Below are 25,501 nucleotides of genomic sequence, written 5' to 3' on the forward strand. Positions count from 1 at the left end.
GGTGGCGGCCGTCACGCCGCAGGGGCTGGCTCAACACGGGTTTCCCGTCGCCAGGCGTCGCTGACGATGACCCCGGCAGCGAGCGCCAGGGCGACGGTCGGGACCTGGAGGGCGAAGTCCGCCAGGCTCTGCAGCCCGGTGACGATGTCCCCACCGAGGAGTGAGGTCGCCCCCCGGACGCCGACGCCACCCACGGTCAAGACGAAGAATCCGCCCAGCAGCAGGATGAGGCGCGGGGGCCGTCCCGGGTGGACGCTCACGAGGTTGGCGCAGGCACCGAGCACGGCGCCGGCCACGAGCGTGCCGATGACCGCGCCGCCGAGACGGGTGATCCCCTGCTGGAGCAGGAACGTGCCGATCACGCCTGGCACCAGCCAGACGAGCACGCGCGGTTCGGCGTTGAACGCAAGCACCAGCCCCAGGGAGAAGACCACCCAGCCGACCAGGACGATGCCCAGCGGCAGTTCCGGCGGGGGCATCTTCTCGACCAGCGCGTCGCCGTTACCGGTGACCCCCGCCGCGGCAACGATCCCGATCACGATCAGGCCGAGCGTGAGGAACCCGAAGATGAGGCGGACACTGCCGGCGGTGAGGCGGCCCCCGAGGAGCTCACCGGCCGCGGCGGAGAGGGTGTCTCCGGGCACGACGATGAACAACGCCGGCAGCACCATGAGCGTCACTCCCGTCTGCTCGGCAAGCCCCGACAACACGGTCAGGCCCACCACGGTGACGATGAAGGCACCGAAGAACGGCAGCAGACCCTCGAGTGGACGCCCTGCCGTAGCGATGACCAGTGCCCCCATGAGCAGACCGAGGAGGGCCGCGGCGCCGGCCTCGCTCCAGGTCGCGACCACGCTCGGGGCGAACCCGGCCGCGAAGAGGGCCACCCCGAGCACGCGCGCCCACGCCGGCCACCGGGGCCTCGATTGCGAGATGGCGTCGAGGAGACGACACGCCTCCTCCGGGTCCAGCGGCTCCCGCTGGACCCGCACGAGGAAACGCTTGAGGGCCGCGACCTGGTCGAGCCGGAAGATGCCGGGCGCTGCCCTCACGACTGCCGCTCGAGCAACCTCGCCGGAGGATCGCTCGGTGAGCAGGACCTGTTCGGGAAGGACGACGAGGTCGACCTCGACGCCGTACGCCGAGGCCGCCGCCGCGACCGAGCGGTCCAGCACCTCCACACCCTCGGCGCTGCACTCCAGGGAAAGCCGGGCCACCCGGACGACGACCTCGAACCCGGGCACGGCCTCCGCTCCTCGATGAGCTCAGGAACGCACGGTGGCGTAGCGCTGGAGGAACAGGGCCTCGGTCAGGGCCATGGCTTCGATCTCGCCGGGATCGACGCTCTCGTTCGGGGCATGGATCAGGGCCAGTGGTTCCTCGACGCCCATCAGAATCAGCTCGGCGTCGGGGTAGGTCTCCTCGAACACGTTGCACAGGGGGATCGACCCACCCTGTCCGAGACTGGTCATCGGCCTGCCGTAGGCCTCCTGCATTGCGGCGGCCATGGCCCGGTACGCCGGGCCATCGGTCGCGGCCTCGAACGGCGAGCCGATCGCCTCGACCTCCACCGCGACGCGCACCCCCCACGGAGCTGCGCCACGCAGGTGCTCGACCAGCGCCGACTCCGCGGCTCCGGGGCTCGTCCCCGGTGGAATGCGCAGGTTCAGTCGTGCTGCGGCCTTGGGTACGACGGCCGCGGCTGAGCCGACGACAGGTGGGCAGTCGATGCCGAGGATGGTCAACGCGGGTCGGGCCCACAACATGTCGGACACCGTGCCGTCCCCGAGCAGGCTGACCCCGTCGAGCACTCCGGCGTCCGTAGCGAACTGCTCGGGCGGGTACGGCGCACCCGCCCAGCGGCGGGTGTTGTCCAGTCCCGTGATCGTGGTGTTGCCCTGACCGTCACGCAGCGTGGCCAGCATCGCCACCAGCGCCGCGAGCGCATCCGGCGCGGCACCACCGAACATGCCGGAGTGGACCTCCGACGCGAGGGCTTCCACCGTCACCACGACGTTGACCATGCCGCGCAGGCTGACCGTGGCGGCCGGGTGGCCGACGGCCGCGTTGCCGGTGTCGCAGACCAGGATCGCGTCGGCCCGAAGCAGGTCGGCGTTCTCGGGAACGAAGGCCTCGAGCCCTCCTGTGCCCTGTTCCTCGGATCCTTCGACGACCAACTTCAGGTTGACCGCCAACCCTTCGCCGAGGGCGCGGAGCGCCGTCAGGTGCATGAGGATGTTGCCCTTGCAGTCGGCCGCTCCTCGGCCGAACCAGCGACCGTCGACCTCGGTCAGCTCGAACGGGGGCGTGCGCCAGGCGGCCTCGTCGAGCGGCGGCTGCACGTCGTAGTGGGCGTAGAGCAGCACGGTGGGGGCATCCGGGTCGGAGCACGGTCGCGATCCGACCACCGCCATGCTGCCGTCCGCGGTCTCCCTGAGCTGGGCGTCGGAGAAGCCCAGGTCCGCGAACCTCTCGAGGACCCACTGGGCGGCGCGCTCGCACTCCTCGGGCGGGTACTGCCGGGCATCGGCCACGGACCGGAGTGCGACGAGCTCGGCGAGCTCGTCGCGCGCCGCCGGCATCAGGTCGGCGACGCGCTGCCGCAGGTCGTCCATGTCAGGAGCTCGCCACGTCGGCGGTCTTGAGGTCGTCGACGAACTCCTGGAAGTCCTCGAGCTCATCGGGGCAGTAGATCTGGATGATCAGCAGCTGACCCTCGAGCATCCGGCGGTCCGCGACGACCGGCCGGCTCCCGGGTCCTGCGGCGCCGTTCGCGAGCTGGGTGAAGAGCACAGCCCGGCCCAGCGCGTTGTTCGGGTTCTCGCACGTCGCGCCGCCGTCGTTCCCGAGGACCCGCACGATCTGGTCCTTGTCGGGGGTCCGCGCCCCCGCGTCCTCCAGCGCAGCGATGAGCTCGTCGGCCTTGGCGTTGGCCTCGTTGCTCTCCTTGGCGGAGCGGAAGGTGATCAGTCCGACGAGCACGAGGACTCCGAGGAGGACGCAGGCGGTGACGTAGATCCACGAGCGTTCGCGGGCCGACTGGGTCTCGAGATGGGTGGTCATGACCCGGTCACCTCCGTGGCCTCGGGCTGCTTCCACGAAGGCTTGCGGAACCGGTAGAAGAGGAACGGCACGAGAAGGCCGAGACCGAGGGCCCCGCCGCCGACGATCAGGAAGTAGACGCCCGAGTTGCCGTTCGAGAACTGCGACGGCGGGATGAACCCGACCAGCAGCGCCGCCAGCGACGCCGCGAAGCCGACACCGCACAGCCCGACGAGCATGGGCGCCTTGTAGCCCCGGGCGTGGTCCGGTTGCTTGCGGCGCAGCTGGACCGCGGCCACGAACATCAGCAGGTACATGATCAGGTAGACCTGCGTGGTGATGACCGAGAAGATCCAGTAAGCGCTGGACACGTCCGGGATCAAGGCGTACGCGAGGCCGATCACGGTCGTGATCGCGCCCTGGACCACGAGGATGTTCTGCTGAACGCCGTTCTTGTTCAGGCGCTGCAGGAACGGCGGCAGGTACCCCTCCTGCCGGGAGATCAGCAGCAGGCCCTTGGACGGACCGGCCAGCCAGGTGAGCATGCCACCGAGGGACGCGGTCACGAGCATGATCCCGACGATCGGGGTCAGCCACTGCCAGCCGAAGTTGGCGAAGACGGCGTCGAAGGCCTGCATCACGCCGGCGGTGAGCGAGAGCTCCTTCGCCGGCACGATCCAGCTGATCGCCAGGGCGGGGAGGATGAAGATCGCCAGCACCAGGCCCATGGCCAGGAACATCGACTTCGGGAACTCCTTGCCCGGATTCCTCAGCGAGGACACGTGGACGGCGTTCATCTCCATGCCGGAGTAGGAGAGGAAGTTGTTCACGATGAGCACGAGGCTCGAAAGCCCGGCCCAGGCCGGCAGCAGGTTGTCCGCGGTCATCGGTGCCGCGGATTCGTTGCCCTGACCGAGGAAGACCACGCCGAGCAGGACCAGGACGGTGCCCGGGATCAGGGTCCCGATGATCAGCCCGCCGCTGGCGAGACCGGCCACGCCCTTGGTGCCGCGCGAGGAGACCCACACGCCCGACCAGTAGACAACGATGATGACCGCCGCAGTCCACACGCCGCTCGTGGCGAGCTCGGGGTTGAAGACGTAGGCGAGGGTGCTCGCGACGAACCCCAGAAGGCTCGGGTAGTAGAAGATCGTCATCGCGAACTGGCACCACACCGCCAGGAAGCCCATCGGCTTGGAGATGCCCTCCGAGACCCAGTTGTAGATTCCGCCCTCCCAGCCCGAGGCCAGCTCCGCGGACACCAGCGAGGTGGGGAGCAGGAAAACGATGGCCGGGAGCAGGTACAGGAAGACGCAGGCAAGGCCGTAGACGGCCATGGTCGGCGCCGCCCGAAGGCTGGCGACCGAGCTGGTGGTCATCATCGCCAGTGCCACCCAGGAGATCCATTGGGTGGTGGCCGCGCGTGCCCGGGCGGAGGAAACACCGGAGACGCCTTCGGCTGGGACCTCCGCGGCGCTCATGGCGTTCCTCGACGTGACGGTTCCACGGACATCTGTGCCTCCCGGAAGTCGCTGGCTCGCGCCGAGCGTAGGAACGCCTGGTCTTGCCCGGGCTCACCCTTGTCGGGTGATCTCCAGACGTGCGCCTACTCGACGATCCGGAGGTCGCGCTCGGTGTTGTTGAGCCGCAGGCCGCCGGTCTCGGTGACCGTGACGATGTCCTCGATCCGGACCCCGAGCTCCCCGGTGAGGTAGATGCCGGGCTCTACCGAGAAACACATTCCCGGCACCAGAGGCTGCTCCTCGCCCTCGATCATGTACGGCGGTTCGTGCGTCGTGACCCCGATGCCGTGCCCGGTGCGGTGGATGAACTGCTCGCCGTACCCGGCGTCGGTGATCAGGCGGCGGGCTGCGCGGTCGATCTCCTGGCAGGCGACACCCGGCCGTACGGCGTCCACGCCGGCCTGCTGGGCCTGGCGCACGATCTCGTGCACCTCGCGCAGCTTCGCGCTCGGCTCCCCGACGCTGACGGTGCGGCTGGTGTCGGACCCGTAGCCGAACATCAGCCCGCCGAAGTCGAGGACCACGGCGTCTCCCTCCCGGATGACGCGCTCGCCGGCTTCGTGGTGCGGGTTCGCTCCGTTGGGGCCAGACCCGACAACGGTGAAGTCGACCTGCTCGTGGCCGAAGCTCCGCAGCAGGTCGGCGAGATCGCCGGCTACGTCGGTCTCCTTGCGCCCGGCGAAGCGGACTCCGAGGATCTGCTCGTACGTCGCGTCGGCGGCGGCGCCTGCCGCGGCCAGGCGGGCCAGTTCGTTGGCGTCCTTGAGCGCGCGCAGCATCGGCAGGCTCTGGGTCAGCGAGCTGTAGCCCGAGTCCCGCAGAGCCTGCTGGAGTCCGAGGATGTGCAGCGCCCACGCGGAGTCAGAGACGCCATACCGCCCGGCCGGCCGGAGCAGCGAGCTCGCCGCGGTGTACGGGTCGGCGCCGTCCGGCCAGTCCACCAGGGTCGTGGCCGGCGCGCCCTCGGCACGTTCTGCGTCCGGCCGTTCCAGTCTCGGCACGAGCAGTGTCGGACCTCGGTCGGTGGTCAGGAACAGCATGGTCAGCCGCTCGGTGATGGCGGTCGGCTGGTAGCCCGTGAGCCAGACCAGGTCCGGTCCGGGCGTGACGAGGACGCCGTCGAGGCCGGCAGCGCGGCCGTCCGCCACGACGCGGGCCATCCGGGCCGCGTAGTCATCGGTGGTGAAGGGCACGGCATCGTTCATGGTGTTGCTCCCTCGAGGTCACGTCGGGCCGTCCGGGGCACTGGTCCCACCTGACCCGGCTGAGGGCGGTTGGGACGCCGTTGTTGGCAGGGTGTGCAGGTGGGCGGCTGCCGACGCAGCTGCGTCGTTGAGGGTGCCCCGGGCGGGGCGGTGGCGGACGATCACCACGACGGCGAGCAGGAGGCCCAAGAGGCTGAAGACGGCCATGACCCAGGACGCCGCGGCCAGACCTGCGGCAAGGGCGTCGGCGGTGGACTCACCGTCGTCCTGGTGGTTCGCCGTCACTGTCGCGTAGATGGTCGCAGCCAGAGCGGTTGCCACCGCAGCGCCGACGTACCTGGCCATGTTCGAGACACCGGAGGCCTCCCCGACCTGGTTGGCGGCGACGGACGCAGTGGCGGCGGACGAAGAGGGACCGTTGGACATGCCCATGCCGACCGCGATGGCGACCAGCGGGAGAAGGAAGCTGGCGTACTGCCACGAGGCATCAACGACGCCGATGGCCACAAAACCCGCTGCAGTGAAGGCGAACCCGGCACCGATCGTCTGCCGACCGCCGAACCGCGCCGCAAGCCGGGGAACCAACGGTGCGATCACGACCAGGCCGACCGTGGCGGGGAGCGTCGCCAGCCCGGCCTCGAGCGGGGTGAAGTCGAGGGTCGCCGGATCCTGGAAGTAGAGGCTGAGCAGGTACATCAGCCCGTTGATCGTGCCCGCGCCGATCAGGATGGCGATGGTGGCGCCCACGAGCACCCGGTTGCGCAGGAGTGCGAGGTCGAGCAGGGGCACACTCACGCGGCGCTCGACCGCCACAAAGGCGAAGCCGGCTACGACGGCGATGCCGAAGCACAGCAGCGTAGGCGTCGAGATCCAGCCCCAGTCACCGCTCTTGCTCACGCCCAGGATCAGTGGCATCAAGGTAAGCGCGACCAGCACCGTGCCGGCGAAGTCGATGTCCCGTGGTCTGTCTGGGTCCCGCGACTCGGTCACGGTCGCGGCGGTCAGGAGCATGCAGAGCACGGCGATCCCTGCGTCGATCCAGAACAGGCCCTGCCAGCCCGTGATGTCGACCAGCACGCCGCCGACGAGCGGCCCGGCAGCCGCACCGACGGCGGCCGCCGCCCCCCAGAGCGACACCGCGCGCAATTGCGCGTCACCGCTGTTGGCCACCGACAGCAGGCTGAGGCCGCAGGCCAGGATCGTCGCTCCGGACGCACCCTGGATGACCCGTCCGGCGATCACCATGCCCCCGGACCCGGCCAGGGCGATGAGGACGCACGAGGCGACGAACAGCAGCAGCCCGACCTGGAAGACCCGCTTGCGTCCGAAGACGTCGCCCAGCGACCCGGAGGTGATGATCACCGCCGCGCCCATCAGCGAGTAGCCGGTCACCGCCCACTGCAGCGTGTCGGTCGACATCCCGGTGTCCTCGCTGATGGCCGGGAGCAGGATGCTCACCGCCGACGTGTTCGCATTGACGACCAGTGTGGAGATGCAGGTGGCGGCCAGAACACCGCGCGTCTTGGCGGTTTGTTGCGCGACGTCGGTCATCCGAGGTCCTTTCCGCGGGCCTCGTGCCGGCCCGCCACCAGGCGCCGACGCTACGACCGTCCCAACGCGCGCCCTTCACCCATTCCGGGCGAGAGGGCCGCGGGCACCCTGCGGCCACTGACCACGGCCTCAGGAAGTGTTGCGTTGACGTAGTGAGACCACCCCGCAATCGGCCGTCTGGTCGATGCGGTGTCGCGCGGCGTGCGTGTCGTGGTGGGAAGGCGGTGGGCTTGGTCGAAGCGCGCGCGATCCCCGTGCCGATGATGACCTCCGGAACAGGGCTGGCCACTCCGACCGCGGGTGCTGATCGGGAAATCCGGTGGTCCGAGTTGGATCGGTACCATTGGCAGTACTGTTGCGGTGCGCCGTCTGTGGAGCAGATGCTCGCCGCCATGAGGATCAACCCCGGGCGTCCGGTTCGCCTACTTGGTCAAGGGGTGCGAGCACCATGCGGGAAGGGCAGGAACTCCGCTTCCTCGCACGGTGTTCAAGACGCCTGGCCCGGGCCACCCGCGCGTGAACACTCAGGACCCGGGAGGCAACGCCAAGGCGTACCAGATGCGCCAGGCCCTCACGGCGATCGAGAAAGTTGGAAGGAGACCGATGATGCCGGGCCTCGCCAGCCCCGACGCGTCCCACTACACCTACAGGGTTGGGTGGTCCGCCGAGGACGGGGAGCATGTCGCCACCGTGGTGGAGTTCCCGTCCCTCTCGGTCCTCGATCCCAACATGCTGGTTGCGCTGGAAGCGCTGCGTGACCTGGTGGCCGACCTGGTGGCCGACATGGCCGCCAACGACGAGCAGGTGCCCGAGCCGCTGTCGGATCGGGTCTACTCCGGCCGGTTCACCTGCGGCTGCCGCCCGGGCTGCACCGCGACCTGACGCTGGCCGCCGCCGAGGACCGCGTGAACCTCAACCAGTTCGTCGTCAACCACTTGCAGTGGGTTCGTCTCTTCCCCGGGGGGGCAAGACCCAACTCCTCGCTGAGCTCATCACGGCCCGCGGGGCGGAAGCATCGCCGCGATCATCGACCACCCCGAACTGCTGTCCGCCAAAGTGGCGGCCCAGCGGGACTAGACGGTATGACGTGGCCCCGTCGCCTCGCCGCGCGGTATCGGTGACGGCCACCATGGGCGGCGACCTCACGGCTGATCGTCGAGGGAGCGCCACCCAGCACCGCCGCGATCGCGCGCAGCGACCCACCCGCCGCCCAGACCCCTCGAGATCTCCTCACGCCCGGCGCCAAACCCGCGAGGAGGTGACGGGTTATGGGCCGAGAGTCGCCTGGCGGGCTGACCTGCGCAAACTACACTTTGGGACTCTCCCGAACGACACTTGCGACAGCCTGTGTGGGTAGGTCGGCGGGCCAGGGCAGTTCCGACGCCTTGCGTCGGCAAGCGACTCCCGCGAGCAAGGAAGTGCCCAACCCTGGTTCGCCCGCAGCTTGTTACACCTGGTTACACATCCTCCGATGTGTAACGAACTGCTCCTCTCGTCGACGTCGGGCCGTCGGCAATCGGGTAGGGACCTCGTTCACTCATCCTCCTCGGTCAACCATGCCCACTGGTTTGCTTCCCCGAGGGCCAGTCGGACGTTCTCGAACTCGTAGCATCTGCGCGCCAGCCTTCGCGCTTCGTCGCGTTGGCGCGCGAGGGCGTTGACGGCTTGGAGCCCGTGGGCGAGGGTTTCGGCGCGGTCGGGCAGCGCTGCGCCGGCGAGGTCGTGGAGGGCCGCTGCCGCACAGCCCTCGGGGTCCTCGGCGGGGTTGTGGCGGTGCACCGGGAACGCGGGTGGGCTGCCGTCGCCGTCGAGGCGTCGCAGGAGGTGGTCGTAGCGGCGTTGCAGGGTCGCCACGGCCAGCTCGGCCGCCTGCGCCGTCCTGGGCGAGGGGTCGTTGGTGTAGGCGATCAGTGCGTCCTCGGCGCCGTGGTCGTGGTCCCGGTAGTCGTGCCGTTGGTGCGGATCCGGGAGCAGGTCAGCGGCGCCTTGCAGGTTGACGTCGTGGTCCGCCAAGACTTGCTCCCAGGTCCTGCCGGTGACCTCCCCCAGCTCGGCGGCGATGGCGTTGCGCTGGGCACGCGATTGTTCGTGCGCCTGGGCGAGCCGGTCGAGGCGGTCGAGCAGTGCGGCGATGTGGCTGCGGTGTCCAACGTTCTGGGTCTGGGGACGGTCCGGCGTACCCGCTGCACCGGGGTCTCCTGGCTGCTGGTCGCCGTCGTTCATGAAGGGGACCCGTCGTCCGTGCGGTCGAAGGCGTCCGCGCGGTTGAGCGCGAGCAGCCGCTGCACAAGGGGTGTCTGCAGCATCCAACCTGGGGTGAGAAGGCCGATCAGCCGGTGCTGACGCGCGCCCTCTTCTGAACTGACGTTCCCGAGAAGCAAGTCGCCGGTGACGTAGAGCAACGCAAGCGCGGCCCAGGTCTCCTCGTAGCCCTGGAGGAAGACGACCACGTTGGTCCGGTAGTCCACGCTCATGTCCTCCACCCGGAACCTGCGGGCGTGCCGGTCGATCCACACTTCGGTCTGGAGCAGGATGCGCTTGTCCAGCTACTCCGGCTCCACCACACCGACCTGCCCTGTGGACTCGACAATCGTCCCGTCGCGTACGTCGGCGCCGGCCGCCAGGGCGATCGCGGCCAGGAGGTCATCATCGGGCACGACGGCGCGCCCTCAGCACGATGCGACTGGTCGTCATGGGGAGTCCGCGTGCGTCTCTCTCGCTGGGACCGCTCACTCCGGCACCGTGGCAAGGCGGGGGTACGGGTGTCCAGCGGAAGCACGGCCCGCCGCCGATCGTCCAGCGAGCGCGCGGCCTCGTTGGACAACCACACCACAGCGTTGGGCCGCGGCCGCGGTCCGTGGTCCAGTGAGCGCCATGGCGTTCTCAACGCCGGCGCCCACCGAGACCCTCCGGGAGTGGCGCTACCTGTGCACTCATCAAGGGGCAATGCACGGAGCAGCCTCGCCGTCACGGTCCACCGCATGCCCACCCGACGCAGACCCCTGGACCGGCGCACCCTCCGCCCGCGTGACTACCTCGTCAACCCCTGGCAGTTCGGCCGAACCTCGGATGCAGCAGCCCGCACGCCCGCCGGCGGCGATGACCGATCCCTCGCCGTCGCGGTGGTGCAGCATCGCGTCGCCTGTCTCATCAGGGACCGCGACGACCGGCACGCAGCCCGCTCGGTCACGGACGAGTTCGGCTTCTCCAAGCAGTACTGGTCTCTGTGTCTGGGGGGCGAGGCCTGGATGGGAGAGACGATGCTGGCCGCGGCGGTCAGCCTCATCCTGGACTACCGCTAGCGGCCCGTCTCACCGCTGAGGCCACGAAGACCGTGGCAGTCCGATCTGACGGGGGAGGCGTCCTCCACCCGGACCGTGTGGCGGTTGACCTCGCCCTGCTCCACCTGCGGCACGACGCCCGCGTCGCTCTCCCGCACAAGCGAGGCCGCGCGGACGCGCAACCTGCACCCGGATACGTGGCTGTGCGGCGACTGCGCGCTGAACGTGGCTGCGGACGGTCGCCAGTCATGATCCAGATCTACGACGACACGATCCCCTTCCACGACGAGGGCCTGGCCCGCGCCGGCGACGTCGGCTCGCGGGCACATCACGCGATCGCGACCCTGGCCGCGCGCGGCACCCGACCGACGTACCAGGAACAGGTCGCGGTGGTGGCCTCCCTGCTCGCCGGGTTCCGGCCCATCGAGGCGCGCGCCCACCGGCAGAACCTGCTCGCCGCTGTGGGCTCCTACTTCGCCCACCTCGCCCTGCCCGACGGGTGGCAGTTCCACGGCAGCGAGGGCCGGCTCGGCACCGGACGGGTCGACCTCATCTGGTGCGACCCCGACGGCCGCATCCTGCTCGACGAGATCAAGACCGGCAACCCGCGCACCCTGCTGATCCAGCGCACCCGAGCCCAGGTCCACGGCTACCTCGCCGCGGCGTCCGAGATCTGGTCCACCCAGTTCCTCGGGGTCCGATTGCTCAGCACGCTCGACCCCGCAACGTCCCAGTTCATCAAGCCCTCCCTCGAGGTCACCGCCCTCGCGGTCACCCCCTACCGAAGGTGATTCCCATGCCCAACAAGCCCCGACACCACCGTCCCCTCCTGGAGAAGGCGGTCCGCGAGCTGACGCAGCTCGAGGAGAACGGCCACGTCGTGACTCCGCAGCTGGTCCGGCACCACGCCCAGCTCTCCGGGTACTCCCCCCGGCACCTCCGCCGCGCCCTGGCCGCCGACAAGGAGGCGAAGGCGACCACCGACTCACCTGAGGACGAGGACAAGCTCGACCTGGTCCAGCTGACCACCGCGGTCTTCCTCAGCTGCGGCAACATGGCCGAGGCGCGCCGCCTGCTCGCTCGGCAGTGCCCCGGCATCAAGCTGCCGAGCGTGCGCACCTTCCAGCGCCTCGTGCTCAGGGAGATGGGCACCGACCAGCTCGCCTACGCCAAGCACGGCAGCCGCGGCTTCCGCGACGCCCAGGTGTACCTGAACAACACCTACGCGCACCGGATGAGCGACGTCCTGCTCGACCACGCCGAACTCCCCATCCTGGTGGTCCCCAACGGCCACAAGCACGCGGTCAAGCCGTGGCTGACCGTCGTACAGGACGCCCACACCCGGTACCTGCTGTCCTGGGTCCTCACCTTCGGCCGCCCCTCCTCCGAGGAGGTCCGCGCCGCATTGATGCAGGCGATCACGCTGCGCACTGCCCCCGACGGCGCCACCGTCGTCGGCGGCCGACCGGTGCGCGCGGTCTGGGACCGCGGTCTGGAGTTCCTCGCCGACCTGATCACCGAGTCCTGCCTGCGATTCGACATCATCCCCGCCGCGCTGCCCGGCTACGCCCCGCACCTCAAGGGCCGCGTCGAGCGGTTCTTCCGCACCCTGAAGCCGGCCCTCGCGAGCCTGCCCGGGTACGTCGACGGGCCCCGGGACCTGCGCGGCAACAGCGCCCTGGAGAGCCACGCCATGTCCGAGGACGAGTTCCTGGTCTGGCTCGCCAACTGGATGGACTACTACGTGGCCGACCACGTCATCAGCACCACCCGGCGAACGCCGCTGCAGATGTGGCAGGCCGACGCCACCCCGCTCATCGAGGTCGCTCCCGAGCGGCTCTGGCAGGACTTCCTGCTGTCCAAGGACACCTGCAAGGTCAGCAAGAACGGCATCCGGTTCCAGAAGATCGACTGGCTGATCCCCGACGGTGGCCTCACCGGCAAGGTCGGGCGCAAGGTCGAGATCCGCTACCTCCCCCACGACCGCACCTCCATCGAGGTGTTCCTCGAGGGCGTACACCTCGGCACCGCCTACGACAAGGACAACCTGACCCCCGACCACGAAGAGGAGTTCCTCGCTCGGCGCCAGGCCGCGCGCACCGAGGCCCAGCAGCGCTTCACCCGCGCCAATCGCCAGCGCAACGCCACCGACGGCGCCACCCGCATCACCACGGACAAGAAGGGCAACCGCACCGTCCTCGAGCTCGACGCCAGCGAGGACACCGACTACGACGACCTGAGCACCGGCGCCGAGGACGTCCTCGCCGGCTACCTGGCCGACGACCCCGACCAGCTCAGGCTCGCGCTGTGAACGCCGCCAGCCGTCCTCCGGTAGTTGTGGGCGCCGACTGCCACCGCAACCGGGTGGTGCAAACGCCCGCGCTCACCGACGTGAGGCGGATGGCGGACTTCGTCGTCCCCCGCGGCGAGGCCATGGTCGTCTACGGCGCCCTGGGCACCGGCCGGTACACCGCCGTCCGGAGCTACCTCGAGACCCAGCCGCTGCCCTGGCACCTGATCGACCTGCCCCCCAACCAGAACGCCACCAAGATCAACACCTGGCTCTACCGCGAGACCATCACCGCCGACGTCCTGCCGCTGCGCGACATGCAGGACGACCTCGTCGAGGCGCTCGCCGAGCAGCCCCGCATCGTGGTCGTCCGGCACGCCGAACGGCTCACCGCCGAGGCCGCCGGGCAGCTGCAGTGGTTGCACGACCGACCCGACGCGACCTGGGCCCTGATCCTCATCGGGGACAGCACCGTCGGCACCGCCCTGCAGCGCGACCCGCTGCTCGCGCACGCGATCACCGGCACCGTCGAGGTCCGTCCGCTGGCCGACCGGGACATGCTCCGCGTGCTGCAGGACCTGCACCCGCTCTTCCTCAACGCCGACCCCCGGCTGCTGCAGGCGATCGACAACCAGGTCTGCAAGGGCAACCTCGACCGCTGGGTCCGGTTCCTCGACCGTGCCCTGTGGCTCGCCGACCACCAGCCGACCGACCCCGACCAGGCACCGCGCCTGGACAAGCCCCTCGCCCAAGCCGTCATCGCCCAGCTCACCAAGACCCCACCCACCCGGAAGTGACCATGCACATCACCACCGTCGACACCACCGACACCCGCCAGCCCACCCCACCCATCGGCCAGGACCCCACCGGCCCCATCTGGGTCGAGGTCCGCCCCGACCTCCGCCGCCTCCACGTCCTCGCCGGCGACGTGCTCGCCACCTTGGGCAAGCGCCGCGACATCGCCGGCAAGGGCCGCAACGAACACGAGGACATCCACCACGCCGAGGCCTGGCTGCACGCCCACCGCACCGCCGACCTCGTGCTCACCCAGACCCAGCGGCTGCACCCCAAGATCCTGGCCGGCGCCTGCGACCTCGCAGCCAACGCCGGCGTGCAGCGGCTCTGGCTCCTGCACGCCCCACCCCGCAGCGACGCCTTCGACCACACCCTCAGCCGCCGCGCCACCGGTACCGCCATCGTCGACGCGGTGCCCACTCCGGAGATGCGCGACCGCACGGCACCGGAACCCGCCGCGATCCCGCTGCCTGCCGTGCCCCAGATCGAGTTCACCACCTTCTGGGCCGCCTGCCAGGACCAGCTCTCCGCTCAGGACCTCACACTTGTGGGCGACCGGCTCGCCCGCACCGTCGCGGCCTGCACCGCCGGGCTCACCCGGACCGGCGCCACCGAGGACACCGTCGCCGACCTCGCCCTCGGCCTCCTCAACCACGCGCCCGCCGATGCCGAGCTGGCCGTCGACATCCGCGCTCTGCAGATCGCCGCCTGGCACCACGATCTCTACGTCAAGGTCAACCACACCCGGCTACACCAGCACGAGGAACGCCCCCGCCAGGCACAGGAAGACGTCGACGCCGCCATGCTTGCCTACCGCCAGCCCTACCGGGCCCTCACGACCGCGCTCACCCGCCAGGGCTTCGGCGTCGCGGACATCGCCACCATCGCCATCGCCTACACCGACCCCGATGCGGGCTGCCTCGACTGCCTCGACAGCACCATCAGCCTGACCCCGGCGGCCGCCACCGCCCTGCGGGCACAGCTCTACCTGCGGCGGAGCCACGGCGCCGCAGACCACGACCCGCTGCTCCCGCACACCCCCAAGGCACTCGCCAAGGCACTCACCGACGCCCAGACCGACCTCGCCGTCCACGTCCACGGCCGCCGAGCCGAACGCACCCGCAACCACACCACCCGAGCCCTCCGCCAGCTCGGCATCACCCTCCACGCCCTGCCATGATCGACGCCACCAAGCTCCGCAGCCTGCGCACCGACCGCGGCTACTCCATCCGCAGGCTCGCCGACGCCGTAGGAGTCAGCTACCAGACCATCCGCCGCCTCGAGAACGGCGACGACCCCGGCGACCTCCCCCTCCGCGTCCTCGCCCGCATTGCCACCGCACTCGGCGTCCCGCCTGCGACGCTCCTCAACACCGACCCGGCCACCCAGCAGCACGACCTTCAGCAGAGCATCGGCGGCACCATCCTCAGTGCACCCGGTATCAACGCCACGACCATCGCCACCAGCCTCGGTACCTCCGTCGACGCCATCCACACCGCCCTTCCCGGACTCGCTGAGGTCCTCGCCGAAGCAGGGCTCACACTCTCCCGACACGGCGACACCCTCCGCATCAACCCCCTCCACCTCCACGCCACCCCGGAGGCGAACACGAAGCCGATGACCGTCAACGAAGCACGACTCCTCCGGCGCATCCACCGCGGCGACGACGTGCGCCGGACGTTGTCCAAGACCGACCGCGAGCTCACCCTGCCCAGCCTCGCCCGCGCCGGACTCGTCGACCCCACCACCACTATCCCCGCACCGCCGGCCGCCCTCTTCGCCGTGCCGTGACTCCGCCATGAACCAGGGGATGTGTGACTCCGCCCACTTTCGACCGTGCGCGATTGCGTCGTTGGGCGGTCGCCGGACCGTGTTCACACATCACACGCTCACCAAACAAGGAGTAGCCATGAACGCGAGCCAGCCCGCCACCCAGCACGCCGCTAGACCCCCCTTTTCACACACTGTCCCCGAGACCGCTCCCACGGGGTGCGCCGAGACCTCAGGCTTCGACTGGAGGAAGCTCAGGATTCCAAGTTACGCATTGCCGGTCTCCGATCCCGCAGGCAACCCCGACCTGTATCTGAACACTGCGGAGACGGCTTCCCTGCTCAGGCTCGAGCTCAAGCGCGCCTTTCCCGACCTGTCCTGCACGGTCAAGGTAACTGACAAGTGGCGCGGGCATCTCAGAGTCCGAGTCAAGGGTGACTTCAGCTTCGAGTCGATGGCGCTGCTGAGGTCCTTTTCAGACAACGTGAGGCTGATTCGGTTCGACGGCGCCGTCACGGATGACTTCTGGAGCAAGTCCATCGTGCTGCCCTGCGCCGGCGTGCCAAGCGTGGTTCACAACAGCGTGCGAGCGATCGGGATCGAGTGGGCACTGAACGACGGCACGTACTGGCTCGGTTGAGTCGTCGACACGATCACCGTGGTTCCTGGGCCACAGCGTCACCTCTCTGAGGGCCTCGCGTATGTACCGCAATTGCGACGGTGTGACGCAGTCCTTGGGTCAGACCTTCGCTCTGCAAAATGGGTCTGAGCAGCGTGGTCGACGGAATTCGAACTGTTGGTGACGCGTCAGGACGTTGACTCGGCTTGATCGGAGGAATCCGGTATGGAGCCATCCGGCTCTTCCATCCCGGCGGTCGCAGCGTGCATAGACGACTCGGCATCGCGCCGTGCCCGGATGCGTTCCATGCCCGTCAGTGCGTATTCGACTCGGGCGTCGAGATCCGACTCATCGATCCGGCGCTCAAAATACGAGTCCTGCTCCGTGCGCGCGAGAAGGTCGGGATGCGCTGGCAATCGTTCGAGGACAGCGTCAATTCCGAGCAGGGTATCGACTGCCTCTTCGGAGAAGTCGCCCAGCGATGTCCATGTTGACTGGCCATCACTGGCCTGGCCGAGTGGGACGAGAAGGCCGAGTACCTCCGGCAAGCCCCAGTGGCCCTGATCGATGATCTCCCACAGGAGGGCGCTGGTGCGGCTCGGTTCAGTGAGTTGGCGATGGCTATACAGGAAGCGTGTCAGTCGACGATGCGGTGACGCCGGGTCCGACATGAGGCTGCGGATGGTGCTCTCCAATCGACCGCCGACAGAATCCCGGGCGAGTTGAGCCCACGGGTGGGGGTCCTCGGACTCCTGGAGAGCGCTCTGCACACAGTCAACTGCGAGCGCGACAGAGGAAGTGTCCAGATCTGCGACGGAGAGCAAGATCGCCGATGCAGATTCGGGCGGTTCCTTGTCGAGGACGTCTACGGCGAGACCGACAACTCGGAAGTCAGGGGAGAACCCGAAGATGCCGCTCTTTTGATCCATCGTCGAGAAGTAGACAGACGCAAGAAACGGGAGAGTGTTCGCTGCCGGCAGCGGATCGGTCTCGTGCTCGCGTCGAAGTTTCACCAAGACCGATCCGGCGTCGTCGAGGAGACGGTCAGTCAGTGTTTTCAGTGCCGAACCAAGGACGCCGCTCCGCAGCTCAGAGGCGGCTGCTCTGACTGAGGACTCTGCGAGGTCCGATTCAGGCACGCCGATTTGCACGTATCGGTCGAAGTGCTCGGAGGTGCCGACCCCCATGCGACGCGAGACGTCCTCCTGGTACGAGGAGCCGACGTAAGTCGTGCCCTCTCGCGCTCCACGGAGATAGATGAAGAGGGAGGCCAGTAGCTTTTCGACAGCATCGGGGTGGCGCGGCCGCGCTGCGGAAAGGAGCGTCTTCCACCGCGCCCATCGATCCTGCGGGGATTCACTTCGGCTCGCGAAGCTGATGGAAGCCGGCTGTTGAAGGATCTCGTTGCGATGTGTGATTACGAGGTCGAGAATTCGGCGCTCAAAAACGCGAAGGAACGTCATCGCCACGTAGTCGGTGAAGTCAACCTCGCCTGCGACATCCGGCCACGTGGCGTCCACCTGCGTGAACAAGCGCTTCACGGACCGGGGTTGGTCGAGGTAGATCGACAAACAGCTCTGCCACATCTGTTGAAGTCGTTGAGTCGCGCCCGCAGACAACACCATCTCGTGCCGCTTGCAGATCTCGTCGATAGCCGCGTTCGCCAACGACGTCTGTTGCTCAGGGAGCATCGGCGGAATCTCCAGGCGGACCTGGATGATCTTCTCCAGGTATTGCTGCGCCCGGCCAGAACCCTTGCCCACGAGTTCGGTGGTTTCAAGGAGATCAGTGAGTGTCGTCTCGTCGTACGCAAGGAGGTAGTAGACGTTTGGCAGCCGCCCGAGGAGCCGCACCAGCTTGAACGTGAAGAGCAACTCCTCAGGCGACAGACGGTCGAGGTCGTCGAGCACCATGAGTACGGGGTGGTCAATTTTCGCGAGACCGCGTGCAGCGTCGTCGCGTAGGCGAGCTGGGCTGCGATCTCCGGTGATGATCGCTCCGACGGCGCCGATTGCTCCCGAGCCGTCAACTCCAGCGACACCTCCGGCTGCGCCGACTGGGGCTGCTTTGGAGACCCACTCGCCAACTGTGGCGCGCCACTCCTTGCCGAGAACGTCCTCAGGCACCGCGTCTCGCAACGATGAAAAGAAGCCCGCCGCGGCGCCGGCGAAGTCAGAGTAAGCCCACGGGTTGTGATGTCCGACGTACCACTGATTGGTGGCCAAGTCGGTCTCGATCTGTCCAAGCAGGCTGGACTTTCCAGAACCCCAAGGCCCAACCAAACCGACCACCGCACTGTTGGTTTCCTCAGACAGGTCACGAATCGCTCGTGCCAACTGCGTCGCGAGTCGCTTGCGGTTCAGTACGTCGCGATCGAGCCCGTCGGCATCATCGGCATAGAGGGAAGTCGTTCTGCGGGCGAGCGTGCGCGGTGCTCGTGCCTCGTTTGCCTGCTTGCGGTTGAGCCTCACGCGACCTCCTCTGGCATCGCCATGTGCTGGCTGTAAGCGCCCTCGCGAACGCGGTGGAGCCCGGCAAGCTTGCAGCTCGCTCGCGAAAGCGAGATAGACCTGACACTCGGTCGTTCCATGGCGCGCGCCGCCCTGACACGCCTTCGCGGGCGCGGTCGTGGGCGTACGAAACTTGTGAGCGCAGCGCCGACCCGAGCTCGACTACGACCGCACCGGCGTTTGGCTCCAGCGTGTGCGCCAAGCACCTCAGTTGCTCGGTGGTGGCGCGCCCAGCCGACGGAATGTCCAGGCTGACCGAATCTGGGACATTGCTGACCGAGATCGGGACATTGCTGACCGAGTCAGCCGGGACGTTCCGTGACCGTTCACATCAGCTGCAGCCGCTGGTGCTCCCGCAGCCCTCGCACACGTAGCACGAGCCGGCGGGGCGCATCTTGGTGCCGCAAGTGAAGCAGAGCGGGGAGTCGACGGCGTGGCCGGTGATCTTCTCCAGGAGCTCGGCGCTGGTGTGCGCCTCCTTGGTCCCCTGGTTTCGAGACGGTTGCTGCGCAACCTCCTCAACCACCGGGGAGGAGTCCTCAACCACCGACTTGGCCTCGATCTCGATCAGCTCGGAGGCCGAGCCAGTCTCCTCGGCGGGGGGCTCGTAGGAGCCCGTCTCGAGGTGGCGCTGGCGCTCCTCGGCGGAGTAGATGCCGAGGGCGGAGCGGGACTCGAAGTCGAGGTAGTCGAGGGCCAGGCGGCGGAAGATGTAGTCCATGATCGACTGGGCCATCCGCACGTCGGGGTCGTCGGTGAGGCCGGCCGGCTCGAAGCGCAGGTTGGTGAACTTCGAGACGTAGGTCTCCAGCGGGACGCCGTACTGGAGGCCGATCGACACCGCGATCGAGAAGGCGTCCATCACGCCGGCCAGGGTCGAGCCCTGCTTGCCGAGCTTGAGGAAGACCTCGCCGAGCTGGCCGTCGTCGTGGGCGCCCGAGGTCATGTAGCCCTCGGCGCCACCGACCGTGAAGGACGTGGTCCGCGAGGTGCGGGACTTCGGGAGCCGCTTGCGGGTCGGGGCGTAGACGATCTTCTCGATCACCTGCGGCTCGGCCTCGACGACCTCGACGGCCTTGTCGGCCTTCTTCGCCTTGGCGTCGGCCAGCGGCTGGCCCACCTTGCAGTTGTCGCGGTAGATCGCGGTGGCCTTGAGGCCGAGCTTCCACGACTGCAGGTAGACGTCCTCGATCTCCTCGACCGTCGCCGTCTCCGGCAGGTTGACGGTCTTCGAGATCGCGCCGGACAGGAACGGCTGCGCCGCCGCCATCATCCGAACGTGGCCCATCGGCTTGAGCGCGCGGGCGCCCATCGCGGTGTCGAACACCTCGTAGTGCTCCTGGCGGAGGCCCGGGGCGTCGATGATGTGGCCGTGCTCGGAGATGTAGTCGACGATCGCCTCGACCTGCTCCGGCTGGTAGCCCATCTTCTTCAGGGCCCGCGGCACCGTCTGGTTGACGATCTGCATGGAGCCGCCGCCGACCAGCTTCTTGAACTTCACCAGGGAGAAGTCGGGCTCGATGCCGGTGGTGTCGCAGTCCATCATGAAGCCGATGGTGCCGGTCGGCGCGAGCACCGACGCCTGGGCGTTGCGGAAGCCGGCCTTCTCACCGGTCTTCACGACCTTGTCCCAGGCCTTGGTGGCCAGCTTGTGGACGCGGGCGTCCTCGGTGTGCAGCGTGCGTACGGCGTCGTTGGCGGCCTGGTGCTTGCGCATGACCCGCTTGTGGGCCTCCGCGTTGCGCTGGTACCCGGCGTACGGGCCGACCACGCCGGCCAGCTCGGCCGAGCGGGCGTACGACGTGCCGGTCATCAGCGAGGTGATCGCGGCCGCCATCGAGCGACCGCCGTCGGAGTCGTAGCCGAGGCCCATCGCCATCAGCAGCGCGCCCAGGTTGGCGTAGCCGATGCCGAGCTGGCGGTAGTCGACGGTGGTCTTGCCGATCGCCTCGGTCGGGAAGTCCGCGAAGCAGATCGAGATGTCCATCGCGGTGATGATCACCTCGACCGCCTTGGCGAACAGCGCGGCGTCGAAGGTGTCGTCGTCCTTGAGGAACTTGAGGAGGTTCAGCGAGGCCAGGTTGCACGAGGAGTTGTCGAGCGACATGTACTCCGAGCACGGGTTGGACGCGGTGATCCGGCCGGTCTCGGGGTTGGTGTGCCAGTCGTTGATCGTGTCGTCGTACTGGAGGCCCGGGTCGGCGCACTCCCACGCGGCCTGGCTGATCTTCTTGAACAGGTCGCGGGCGTCGACGGTCTCGATGATCTCGCCGGTGGTGCGCGAGCGGAGGCCGAACTCGGTGCCGTCCTCGACCGCGCGCATGAACTCGTCGCTGACGCGGACCGAGTTGTTGGCGTTCTGGTACTGCACGGAGGTGATGTCGGCGCCGCCGAGGTCCATGTCGAAGCCGGCGTCACGCAGCGCGCGGATCTTGTCCTCCTCGCGCGCCTTGGTCTGCACGAACTCCTCGATGTCGGGGTGGTCGACGTCGAGCACGACCATCTTCGCCGCGCGGCGAGTGGCGCCACCGGACTTGATGGTGCCCGCGGAGGCGTCGGCACCGCGCATGAAGGAGACCGGGCCGGAGGCGGTGCCGCCGGAGGAGAGCAGCTCCTTGGAGGAGCGGATGCGGGAGAGGTTGAGGCCGGCGCCGGAGCCGCCCTTGAAGATGAAGCCCTCTTCCTTGTACCAGTTGAGGATCGAGTCCATCGAGTCGTCGACGGACAGGATGAAGCACGCGGAGACCTGCTGCGGCGCCGTGGTGCCGACGTTGAACCACACCGGGGAGTTGAACGAGAAGTACTGGTGGACCAGCAGCCAGGTCAGCTCGTGCTCGAACAGCTCTGCGTCGGCCGGGGAGGCGAAGTAGCCGTGGTCGACGCCAGCCTTGGTGTAGGTCTTCACCACGCGGTCGACGAGCTGCTTGAGGCTCCACTCGCGGACGTCGGTGCCGACCGCGCCGCGGAAGTACTTGGTGGTGACGATGGTCGAGGCGTTGACCGACCAGAAGTCCGGGAACTCCACGCCGCGCTGCTCGAAGACCGTCTCGCCGGTCTTCCAGTTGGTCTGAACGACGTCACGACGCTCCCACGTGATCTCGTCGTACGGGTGGACTCCCTTCGTGCTGAAGACGCGCTCCATCCGCAGTCCCTTGGCGGACTGGGACGGTGCGGAGCCCCCGCTCACGGTCTCGGTCATGTCTCCTCTTTCCTGGTGATCCCGGCGAATGGTGTGGTCGTGCTTCGTGCTGTGCGTGTAACCCGAAGTTGGTGGCCCGGCGTACGCAGCTTCCCCACTACGTACGCCGGGCGGCTTGTGTCAGCCGGTCGGCTGGACAGGAACGAGCACCGGCTCGTCCGTGGCGGCGGCCCGCTCGGCCCTGAGGACCGCGATCTCGGCCTCGAAGTCGTCGGCGGACTCGAACGCGCGATAGACGCTCGCGAAGCGGAGGTAGGCCACCTCGTCGAGCTCCCGCAGCGGCGCGAGGATCGCCATGCCGACCTCGTGGGCGGGCACCTCGGCCCAGCCCTCGCTGCGCAGCGCGTCCTCCACGGCCTGGCCCAGGCAGGCGAGCTGGTCCTCGGTGACCGGGCGGCCCTTGCAGGCCTTGCGGACACCGGAGATCGCCTTGTCCCGGGCGAACGGCTCGGTGGCCCCCGACCGCTTGAGCACGGTCAGCTGCATCTGCTCGACGGTGGTGAACCGCTTCTCGCAGGCCGGGCAGGTGCGGCGCCGGCGGATCGCCCCGCCGTCCTCGGCGACGCGCGAGTCGAGGACCCGGGTGTCGGTGCTGCGGCAGTACGGGCAGTGCATCGCGGTCCCCCTCCTCTCGGCGTACGCCGTGTCCCTCGCGGCGGTCTCCAGGTATGCGGCAGCCCACCCCGGACGGGTGTGCTCGCTCGCAGTGACGTGTGGAAACCTGACCTGTTCCTGTGCACAACCAGCAGCTTCCTGGGGAGTTCTCCACCATCTCTGTGCAACTAGATGTGGATAACTACAGCGGTGTAACTACTAGATGTAGTGGTAACGATACACCCGGCCACCGACCGTGCAAGCAGAACGCGCAAAGTTTCCGCAGATCGCCGGCGACGAATCTATAACCGCAGGTCAGGGCCACTTTCTTCCCGTATGCACCGAACCGGATCGGCGTTTCGCACTTCCCGTTCAGGCGTCGGGTGCAGGCGTCGGGACCGTTGTCACGCGCGTCACACCCGTCTCAGGAGTTATGCCCGCCGGCCCTCCGCGCGCCTGACAGAATGACGTCGTGGCGAGGGACAAGACACCGGTCGGCAAGCGCGCGGGGGCGCGGCGCGGGCCGAGGAAGAAGGCCTCGCTCGACCGCGGGGCGCTCGGGCTGGCCCTCGCGATCACCGCGCTCGTCGTGGCCTGGGGCTACCTCGTCAAGACCGCCGTCGACTTCGGCTCGGCGGCCCGCGGCGGCGAGTCGGGCGCCTGGGGCTTCCTGGCACTGGCGTGCGCCGGAGCGGCGGCCTGCCTCTTCGTCGGACTGATCCTGATCGCCAGGCTGCTGCGCAAGCTCGGCATCACCTCCGGCGGCTCCACGACGCCGGCCGACGAGCCCGAGTCGCGTCCGGGCGGCGGCGGGGGCGGGACCAGTCGGGACCAGGGTGGACGGCGCGCCGCCCGCTGACCCCAGCGAATCGCCTCCCTACGGGTGAACCCGTTCGGGCTCGCCCGAACATGACCCGAACGTGCCATGTTGTCCAGACCAGTTGACGATGCATCCTTCGACAAGGCCAAACGGGGGGTTTCCGGAGGCTCACCAGCTGGGGGGCTGGGCGCAGCGCCCGGGACGTCGTCGCACGACGCCCGGGCGCTTCTGCGTCGTCACAGGCGCCTCAAGATTCCCCGGGCGCCCGGGGAATCCCTTCACCGGTCGCGTAGCCGCCGGACCAGCTTGAGCCCGGACCAGGTGGCGTCGATCGCGGCCACCTTCACGTCGACAACGCCCGCGGCCAGGGCGATCGCGCGGACGACGTTCGCGTCGAGGTCGGTGGGGACCCTGCTCGCCTTCTTGGGCCAGCAAACCCAGACCATCCCGTTGCCGACGGTGCGCTCGACCAGCACCGGGAGGCGGCGCTGGTAGCGGGCCCGCTCGAGGTGGAAGGTCAGCGTGACGTCCGCCCGCCGCGGGAGCCGGCGTACGACGTGGGCTCGCCCGAGATCGCCCAGGTCGACGTGGTCCGGCACGCCGTCGAGGAAGACCGTGTGCCCGTCCTTGATGCCGAGCTTGGTCACCAGCGGGGTGCCCGAGTAGCCGGTGCCGGGGTCGCTCGCCATGGGGCCATGCTCCCCGATGCGCGGCGTCGCGACATTCGAACATCTGTTCGGCGTGTTGCTTGATCCGTTCGAACAGGTGCTCTAACTTCGTACATGTGTTCGATCGAACGTCTGATCGATCCTCTCCCGGCAACGTTGTCGGTGGTGGCCGATAGACATTCGCTCAGACCGACCAGCTCCTTCCCCCGGAGGTTTCCGATGAGCACCATGACCGCTTCGCCCACCGTGCGGGTCCCGCGCCCGCGCACCAGCTCGACCCGCACCGCGGCCGGCGCCCGACGCCCGGTCCGCGCACAGGTCCGGCTCACCCGGCGCGGCCGGTTCGTGGTGTTCCTCGCCTGCCTGTTCCTGGTGCTCGGTGCTGCCCTGTTCCTGGGCGCGACGTCGGTGGCGACGGGCGAGTCCGGTGGCGCGGAGCAGCCGACCCGGGTGGTCATGGTCGGCGAGGGCGACACCCTCTGGGCGATCGCGTCCGCCGCGGCCGGCGACGGCGAGGTGCGGGAGATGATGCACACGATCAAGCAGCTCAACGCCCTCGACAGCTCGATGCTGGTCGCCGGGCAGAAGATCTTCGTGCCGGTCACCGACTGACCCGCACGACGCGCGTCGCAGGTCGCCTCGACCCCGGCCTGCGCACGCACTGGGGAAGACAAGGGGCGGGACCTGTCCGGGTCCCGCCCCTTGCGCTATTCCGGCATCCGGGCGGTCACCCTACCGTGCGAGGCATGACCGACCCACGCACCACCGCCGTCGAGGACAACCTGGTCTCGTTCTACCGGCTGGTCGGCCGCGACCCGCTGTTCACGCGCCTCGGTGAGGACGACGTCGCGGCGTTCACGACCCAAGTTCCGTTCGCGCTCTTCAACTGCGTCATCGACGCCCGCTTCGACGACGCGAGCCGCGCCCGGCGTACCGCCGAGGTCGCGGACCGGATGGTCGCCCACGGCCTGCCCTGGATGTGGTGGGCGACGCCGTCCGGCATGCCCGACGACCACGTCCTGACCGAGCGCGGGCTGAGCAGGTCGGACACCCCCGGGATGCACGTCGACCTGGACGGTCCGGTCGAACCGCGCTCGGACCTGCGGATCGCGGAGGCGAGCGGTGACGGGCTCCACGCCTTCATGGAGATGTTCGCGCGCGGCTTCGGCATGCCCGACTTCGTCACCGAGGCGCTCGCCGTGGTGGTCCGGCGCAGCTTCGACCCGGCGAGGATCGTCAGCCTGGTCGCGTGGGACGGCAGGACGCCGGTCGGCTGCGGGTCGGTGATCGTCGACGGGACGACGGCCGGGCTCTACAACATCGCGACGCCGGAGGAGCACCGCGGCCGGGGCGTGGGGTACGCCGTCACGGCCGCCCTGATGAACCTCGGTGTCGGGCGCGGCTGCACGCGGGCCGTGCTGCAGTCCTCGGACCTGGGCCGGCCGGTCTACGAGCGGATCGGGTTCGAACAGGTGTGCACGGTGCCGCAGTACGTCTGGCACCCGGCGACGACCGACTGACGCAGCCTCCGCAGGCCGCGCGGAGCGAGGACGCCCGCCGACACGCCGTTCGAACAGGTGTTTGAACGCGGGGCCGGTTCGGGACTACCGTGAACCCACACCCGGCCGGCAGCG

Annotated in this window: 24 protein-coding genes and 1 pseudogene; 12 read left to right on the forward strand and 13 right to left on the reverse strand. The window is 68.8% G+C overall.

What is annotated here, in order from left to right:
- Positions 1–11: 11 nt before the first annotated feature.
- The 6 genes from EKO23_RS07725 to EKO23_RS07750 all read right to left on the reverse strand — a co-directional run bounded on the left by EKO23_RS07725 (position 12) and on the right by EKO23_RS07750 (position 7,321).
- Positions 12–1,244 (reverse strand): threonine/serine exporter family protein, encoded by a 1,233-nt coding sequence (locus EKO23_RS07725; protein WP_134715890.1) that lies wholly within the window; start codon positions 1,242–1,244, stop codon positions 12–14.
- A gap of 21 nt (positions 1,245–1,265) precedes the next feature.
- Positions 1,266–2,615, reverse strand: a complete 1,350-nt coding sequence (locus EKO23_RS07730) for a dipeptidase (protein WP_134715892.1) — start codon at positions 2,613–2,615, stop codon at positions 1,266–1,268.
- A 1-nt stretch (position 2,616) separates the two neighbouring features.
- The gene (locus EKO23_RS07735; protein ID WP_134715894.1) at positions 2,617–3,063 is read right to left on the reverse strand and encodes a hypothetical protein; all 447 of its coding nucleotides are present in this window, start codon (positions 3,061–3,063) and stop codon (positions 2,617–2,619) included.
- Positions 3,060–4,523: a glutamate/gamma-aminobutyrate antiporter GadC gene (gadC, locus tag EKO23_RS07740; protein ID WP_134715896.1), complete on the reverse strand. Its 1,464-nt coding sequence runs from the start codon at positions 4,521–4,523 to the stop codon at positions 3,060–3,062. The genes EKO23_RS07735 and gadC overlap by 4 nt, the downstream gene beginning before the upstream one ends.
- A gap of 125 nt (positions 4,524–4,648) precedes the next feature.
- A complete protein-coding gene (locus EKO23_RS07745; RefSeq protein ID WP_134715898.1) occupies positions 4,649–5,770 on the reverse strand; it encodes an aminopeptidase P family protein in 1,122 nt (373 codons plus the stop codon).
- A gap of 18 nt (positions 5,771–5,788) precedes the next feature.
- Positions 5,789–7,321 carry an MFS transporter gene (locus EKO23_RS07750; RefSeq protein WP_134715900.1) on the reverse strand — a complete coding sequence of 511 codons (1,533 nt, stop codon included), beginning with the start codon at positions 7,319–7,321 and terminating at the stop codon, positions 5,789–5,791.
- Between the two features lie 516 nt (positions 7,322–7,837).
- Between EKO23_RS07750 and EKO23_RS26070 the strand changes: the two genes are divergently transcribed.
- Together EKO23_RS26070 and EKO23_RS26075 are read left to right on the forward strand one after the other, a co-directional pair.
- Positions 7,838–8,203 (forward strand): hypothetical protein, encoded by a 366-nt coding sequence (locus EKO23_RS26070; RefSeq protein ID WP_246050957.1) that lies wholly within the window; start codon positions 7,838–7,840, stop codon positions 8,201–8,203.
- A gap of 2 nt (positions 8,204–8,205) precedes the next feature.
- Positions 8,206–8,442, forward strand: coding sequence for a hypothetical protein (locus EKO23_RS26075; RefSeq protein ID WP_246050963.1), 237 nt, complete (start codon positions 8,206–8,208; stop codon positions 8,440–8,442).
- On the opposite strand, the pseudogene EKO23_RS26080 reads toward EKO23_RS26075, so the two are convergent.
- From EKO23_RS26080 to EKO23_RS07770, 3 genes and pseudogenes are all read right to left on the reverse strand, one after another.
- A pseudogene (locus tag EKO23_RS26080) lies at positions 8,421–8,556 on the reverse strand (helix-turn-helix domain-containing protein); the annotation flags it as partial. The gene EKO23_RS26075 and the pseudogene EKO23_RS26080 overlap by 22 nt on opposite strands.
- A 298-nt stretch (positions 8,557–8,854) precedes the next feature.
- Entirely contained in the window at positions 8,855–9,544 is a 690-nt protein-coding gene (locus tag EKO23_RS07765; protein WP_134715902.1) for a hypothetical protein, read from the reverse strand.
- A complete protein-coding gene (locus EKO23_RS07770) occupies positions 9,541–9,789 on the reverse strand; it encodes a hypothetical protein (RefSeq protein ID WP_167880372.1) in 249 nt (82 codons plus the stop codon). Before EKO23_RS07770 ends, EKO23_RS07765 begins: the two co-directional genes overlap by 4 nt.
- A 513-nt stretch (positions 9,790–10,302) precedes the next feature.
- Between EKO23_RS07770 and EKO23_RS07775 the strand changes: the two genes are divergently transcribed.
- The 7 genes from EKO23_RS07775 to EKO23_RS07805 all read left to right on the forward strand — a co-directional run bounded on the left by EKO23_RS07775 (position 10,303) and on the right by EKO23_RS07805 (position 16,097).
- The gene (locus EKO23_RS07775) at positions 10,303–10,623 is read left to right on the forward strand and encodes a hypothetical protein (RefSeq protein WP_134715906.1); all 321 of its coding nucleotides are present in this window, start codon (positions 10,303–10,305) and stop codon (positions 10,621–10,623) included.
- 227 nt (positions 10,624–10,850) lie between these two features.
- Positions 10,851–11,393 carry a hypothetical protein gene (locus EKO23_RS07780; RefSeq protein WP_134715908.1) on the forward strand — a complete coding sequence of 181 codons (543 nt, stop codon included), beginning with the start codon at positions 10,851–10,853 and terminating at the stop codon, positions 11,391–11,393.
- Positions 11,394–11,398: 5 nt separating this feature from the next.
- A complete protein-coding gene (locus tag EKO23_RS07785; RefSeq protein ID WP_134715910.1) occupies positions 11,399–12,913 on the forward strand; it encodes a Mu transposase C-terminal domain-containing protein in 1,515 nt (504 codons plus the stop codon).
- The gene (locus EKO23_RS07790; RefSeq protein ID WP_134715912.1) at positions 12,910–13,689 is read left to right on the forward strand and encodes a TniB family NTP-binding protein; all 780 of its coding nucleotides are present in this window, start codon (positions 12,910–12,912) and stop codon (positions 13,687–13,689) included. Before EKO23_RS07785 ends, EKO23_RS07790 begins: the two co-directional genes overlap by 4 nt.
- Positions 13,686–14,867 (forward strand): hypothetical protein, encoded by a 1,182-nt coding sequence (locus EKO23_RS07795; protein WP_134715914.1) that lies wholly within the window; start codon positions 13,686–13,688, stop codon positions 14,865–14,867. The genes EKO23_RS07790 and EKO23_RS07795 overlap by 4 nt, the downstream gene beginning before the upstream one ends.
- Complete coding sequence (locus tag EKO23_RS07800) at positions 14,864–15,478, forward strand: helix-turn-helix domain-containing protein (protein WP_134715916.1); 615 nt, start codon at positions 14,864–14,866, stop codon at positions 15,476–15,478. Before EKO23_RS07795 ends, EKO23_RS07800 begins: the two co-directional genes overlap by 4 nt.
- A 118-nt stretch (positions 15,479–15,596) precedes the next feature.
- Complete coding sequence (locus EKO23_RS07805) at positions 15,597–16,097, forward strand: hypothetical protein (protein ID WP_134715918.1); 501 nt, start codon at positions 15,597–15,599, stop codon at positions 16,095–16,097.
- 167 nt (positions 16,098–16,264) lie between these two features.
- On the opposite strand, the gene EKO23_RS07810 is transcribed toward EKO23_RS07805, so the two are convergent.
- The 3 genes from EKO23_RS07810 to nrdR all read right to left on the reverse strand — a co-directional run bounded on the left by EKO23_RS07810 (position 16,265) and on the right by nrdR (position 22,400).
- A complete protein-coding gene (locus EKO23_RS07810) occupies positions 16,265–18,547 on the reverse strand; it encodes a KAP family P-loop NTPase fold protein (RefSeq protein ID WP_167880373.1) in 2,283 nt (760 codons plus the stop codon).
- A gap of 370 nt (positions 18,548–18,917) precedes the next feature.
- Positions 18,918–21,785: a vitamin B12-dependent ribonucleotide reductase gene (locus EKO23_RS07815; RefSeq protein WP_134715922.1), complete on the reverse strand. Its 2,868-nt coding sequence runs from the start codon at positions 21,783–21,785 to the stop codon at positions 18,918–18,920.
- A 120-nt stretch (positions 21,786–21,905) separates the two neighbouring features.
- Positions 21,906–22,400: a transcriptional regulator NrdR gene (nrdR, locus tag EKO23_RS07820; protein WP_134715924.1), complete on the reverse strand. Its 495-nt coding sequence runs from the start codon at positions 22,398–22,400 to the stop codon at positions 21,906–21,908.
- Between the two features lie 451 nt (positions 22,401–22,851).
- On the opposite strand from nrdR, the gene EKO23_RS07825 reads away from it, so the two are divergent.
- Entirely contained in the window at positions 22,852–23,238 is a 387-nt protein-coding gene (locus tag EKO23_RS07825) for a hypothetical protein (RefSeq protein ID WP_134715926.1), read from the forward strand.
- Between the two features lie 239 nt (positions 23,239–23,477).
- Here EKO23_RS07825 and EKO23_RS07830 read toward each other — a convergent pair whose 3' ends face one another.
- Positions 23,478–23,888 carry a DUF3052 domain-containing protein gene (locus EKO23_RS07830; RefSeq protein WP_134715928.1) on the reverse strand — a complete coding sequence of 137 codons (411 nt, stop codon included), beginning with the start codon at positions 23,886–23,888 and terminating at the stop codon, positions 23,478–23,480.
- A 207-nt stretch (positions 23,889–24,095) separates the two neighbouring features.
- Here EKO23_RS07830 and EKO23_RS07835 point away from each other — a divergent pair, with 207 nt between their 5' ends.
- Both EKO23_RS07835 and EKO23_RS07840 read left to right on the forward strand, forming a co-directional pair.
- Entirely contained in the window at positions 24,096–24,479 is a 384-nt protein-coding gene (locus EKO23_RS07835; protein ID WP_167880374.1) for a LysM peptidoglycan-binding domain-containing protein, read from the forward strand.
- Positions 24,480–24,613: 134 nt separating this feature from the next.
- Positions 24,614–25,387, forward strand: a complete 774-nt coding sequence (locus EKO23_RS07840) for a GNAT family N-acetyltransferase (protein ID WP_134715932.1) — start codon at positions 24,614–24,616, stop codon at positions 25,385–25,387.
- Positions 25,388–25,501: the final 114 nt, after the last annotated feature.

It is taken from the genome of Nocardioides guangzhouensis, assembly GCF_004519545.1.
GTDB lineage: Bacteria > Actinomycetota > Actinomycetes > Propionibacteriales > Nocardioidaceae > Nocardioides > Nocardioides guangzhouensis.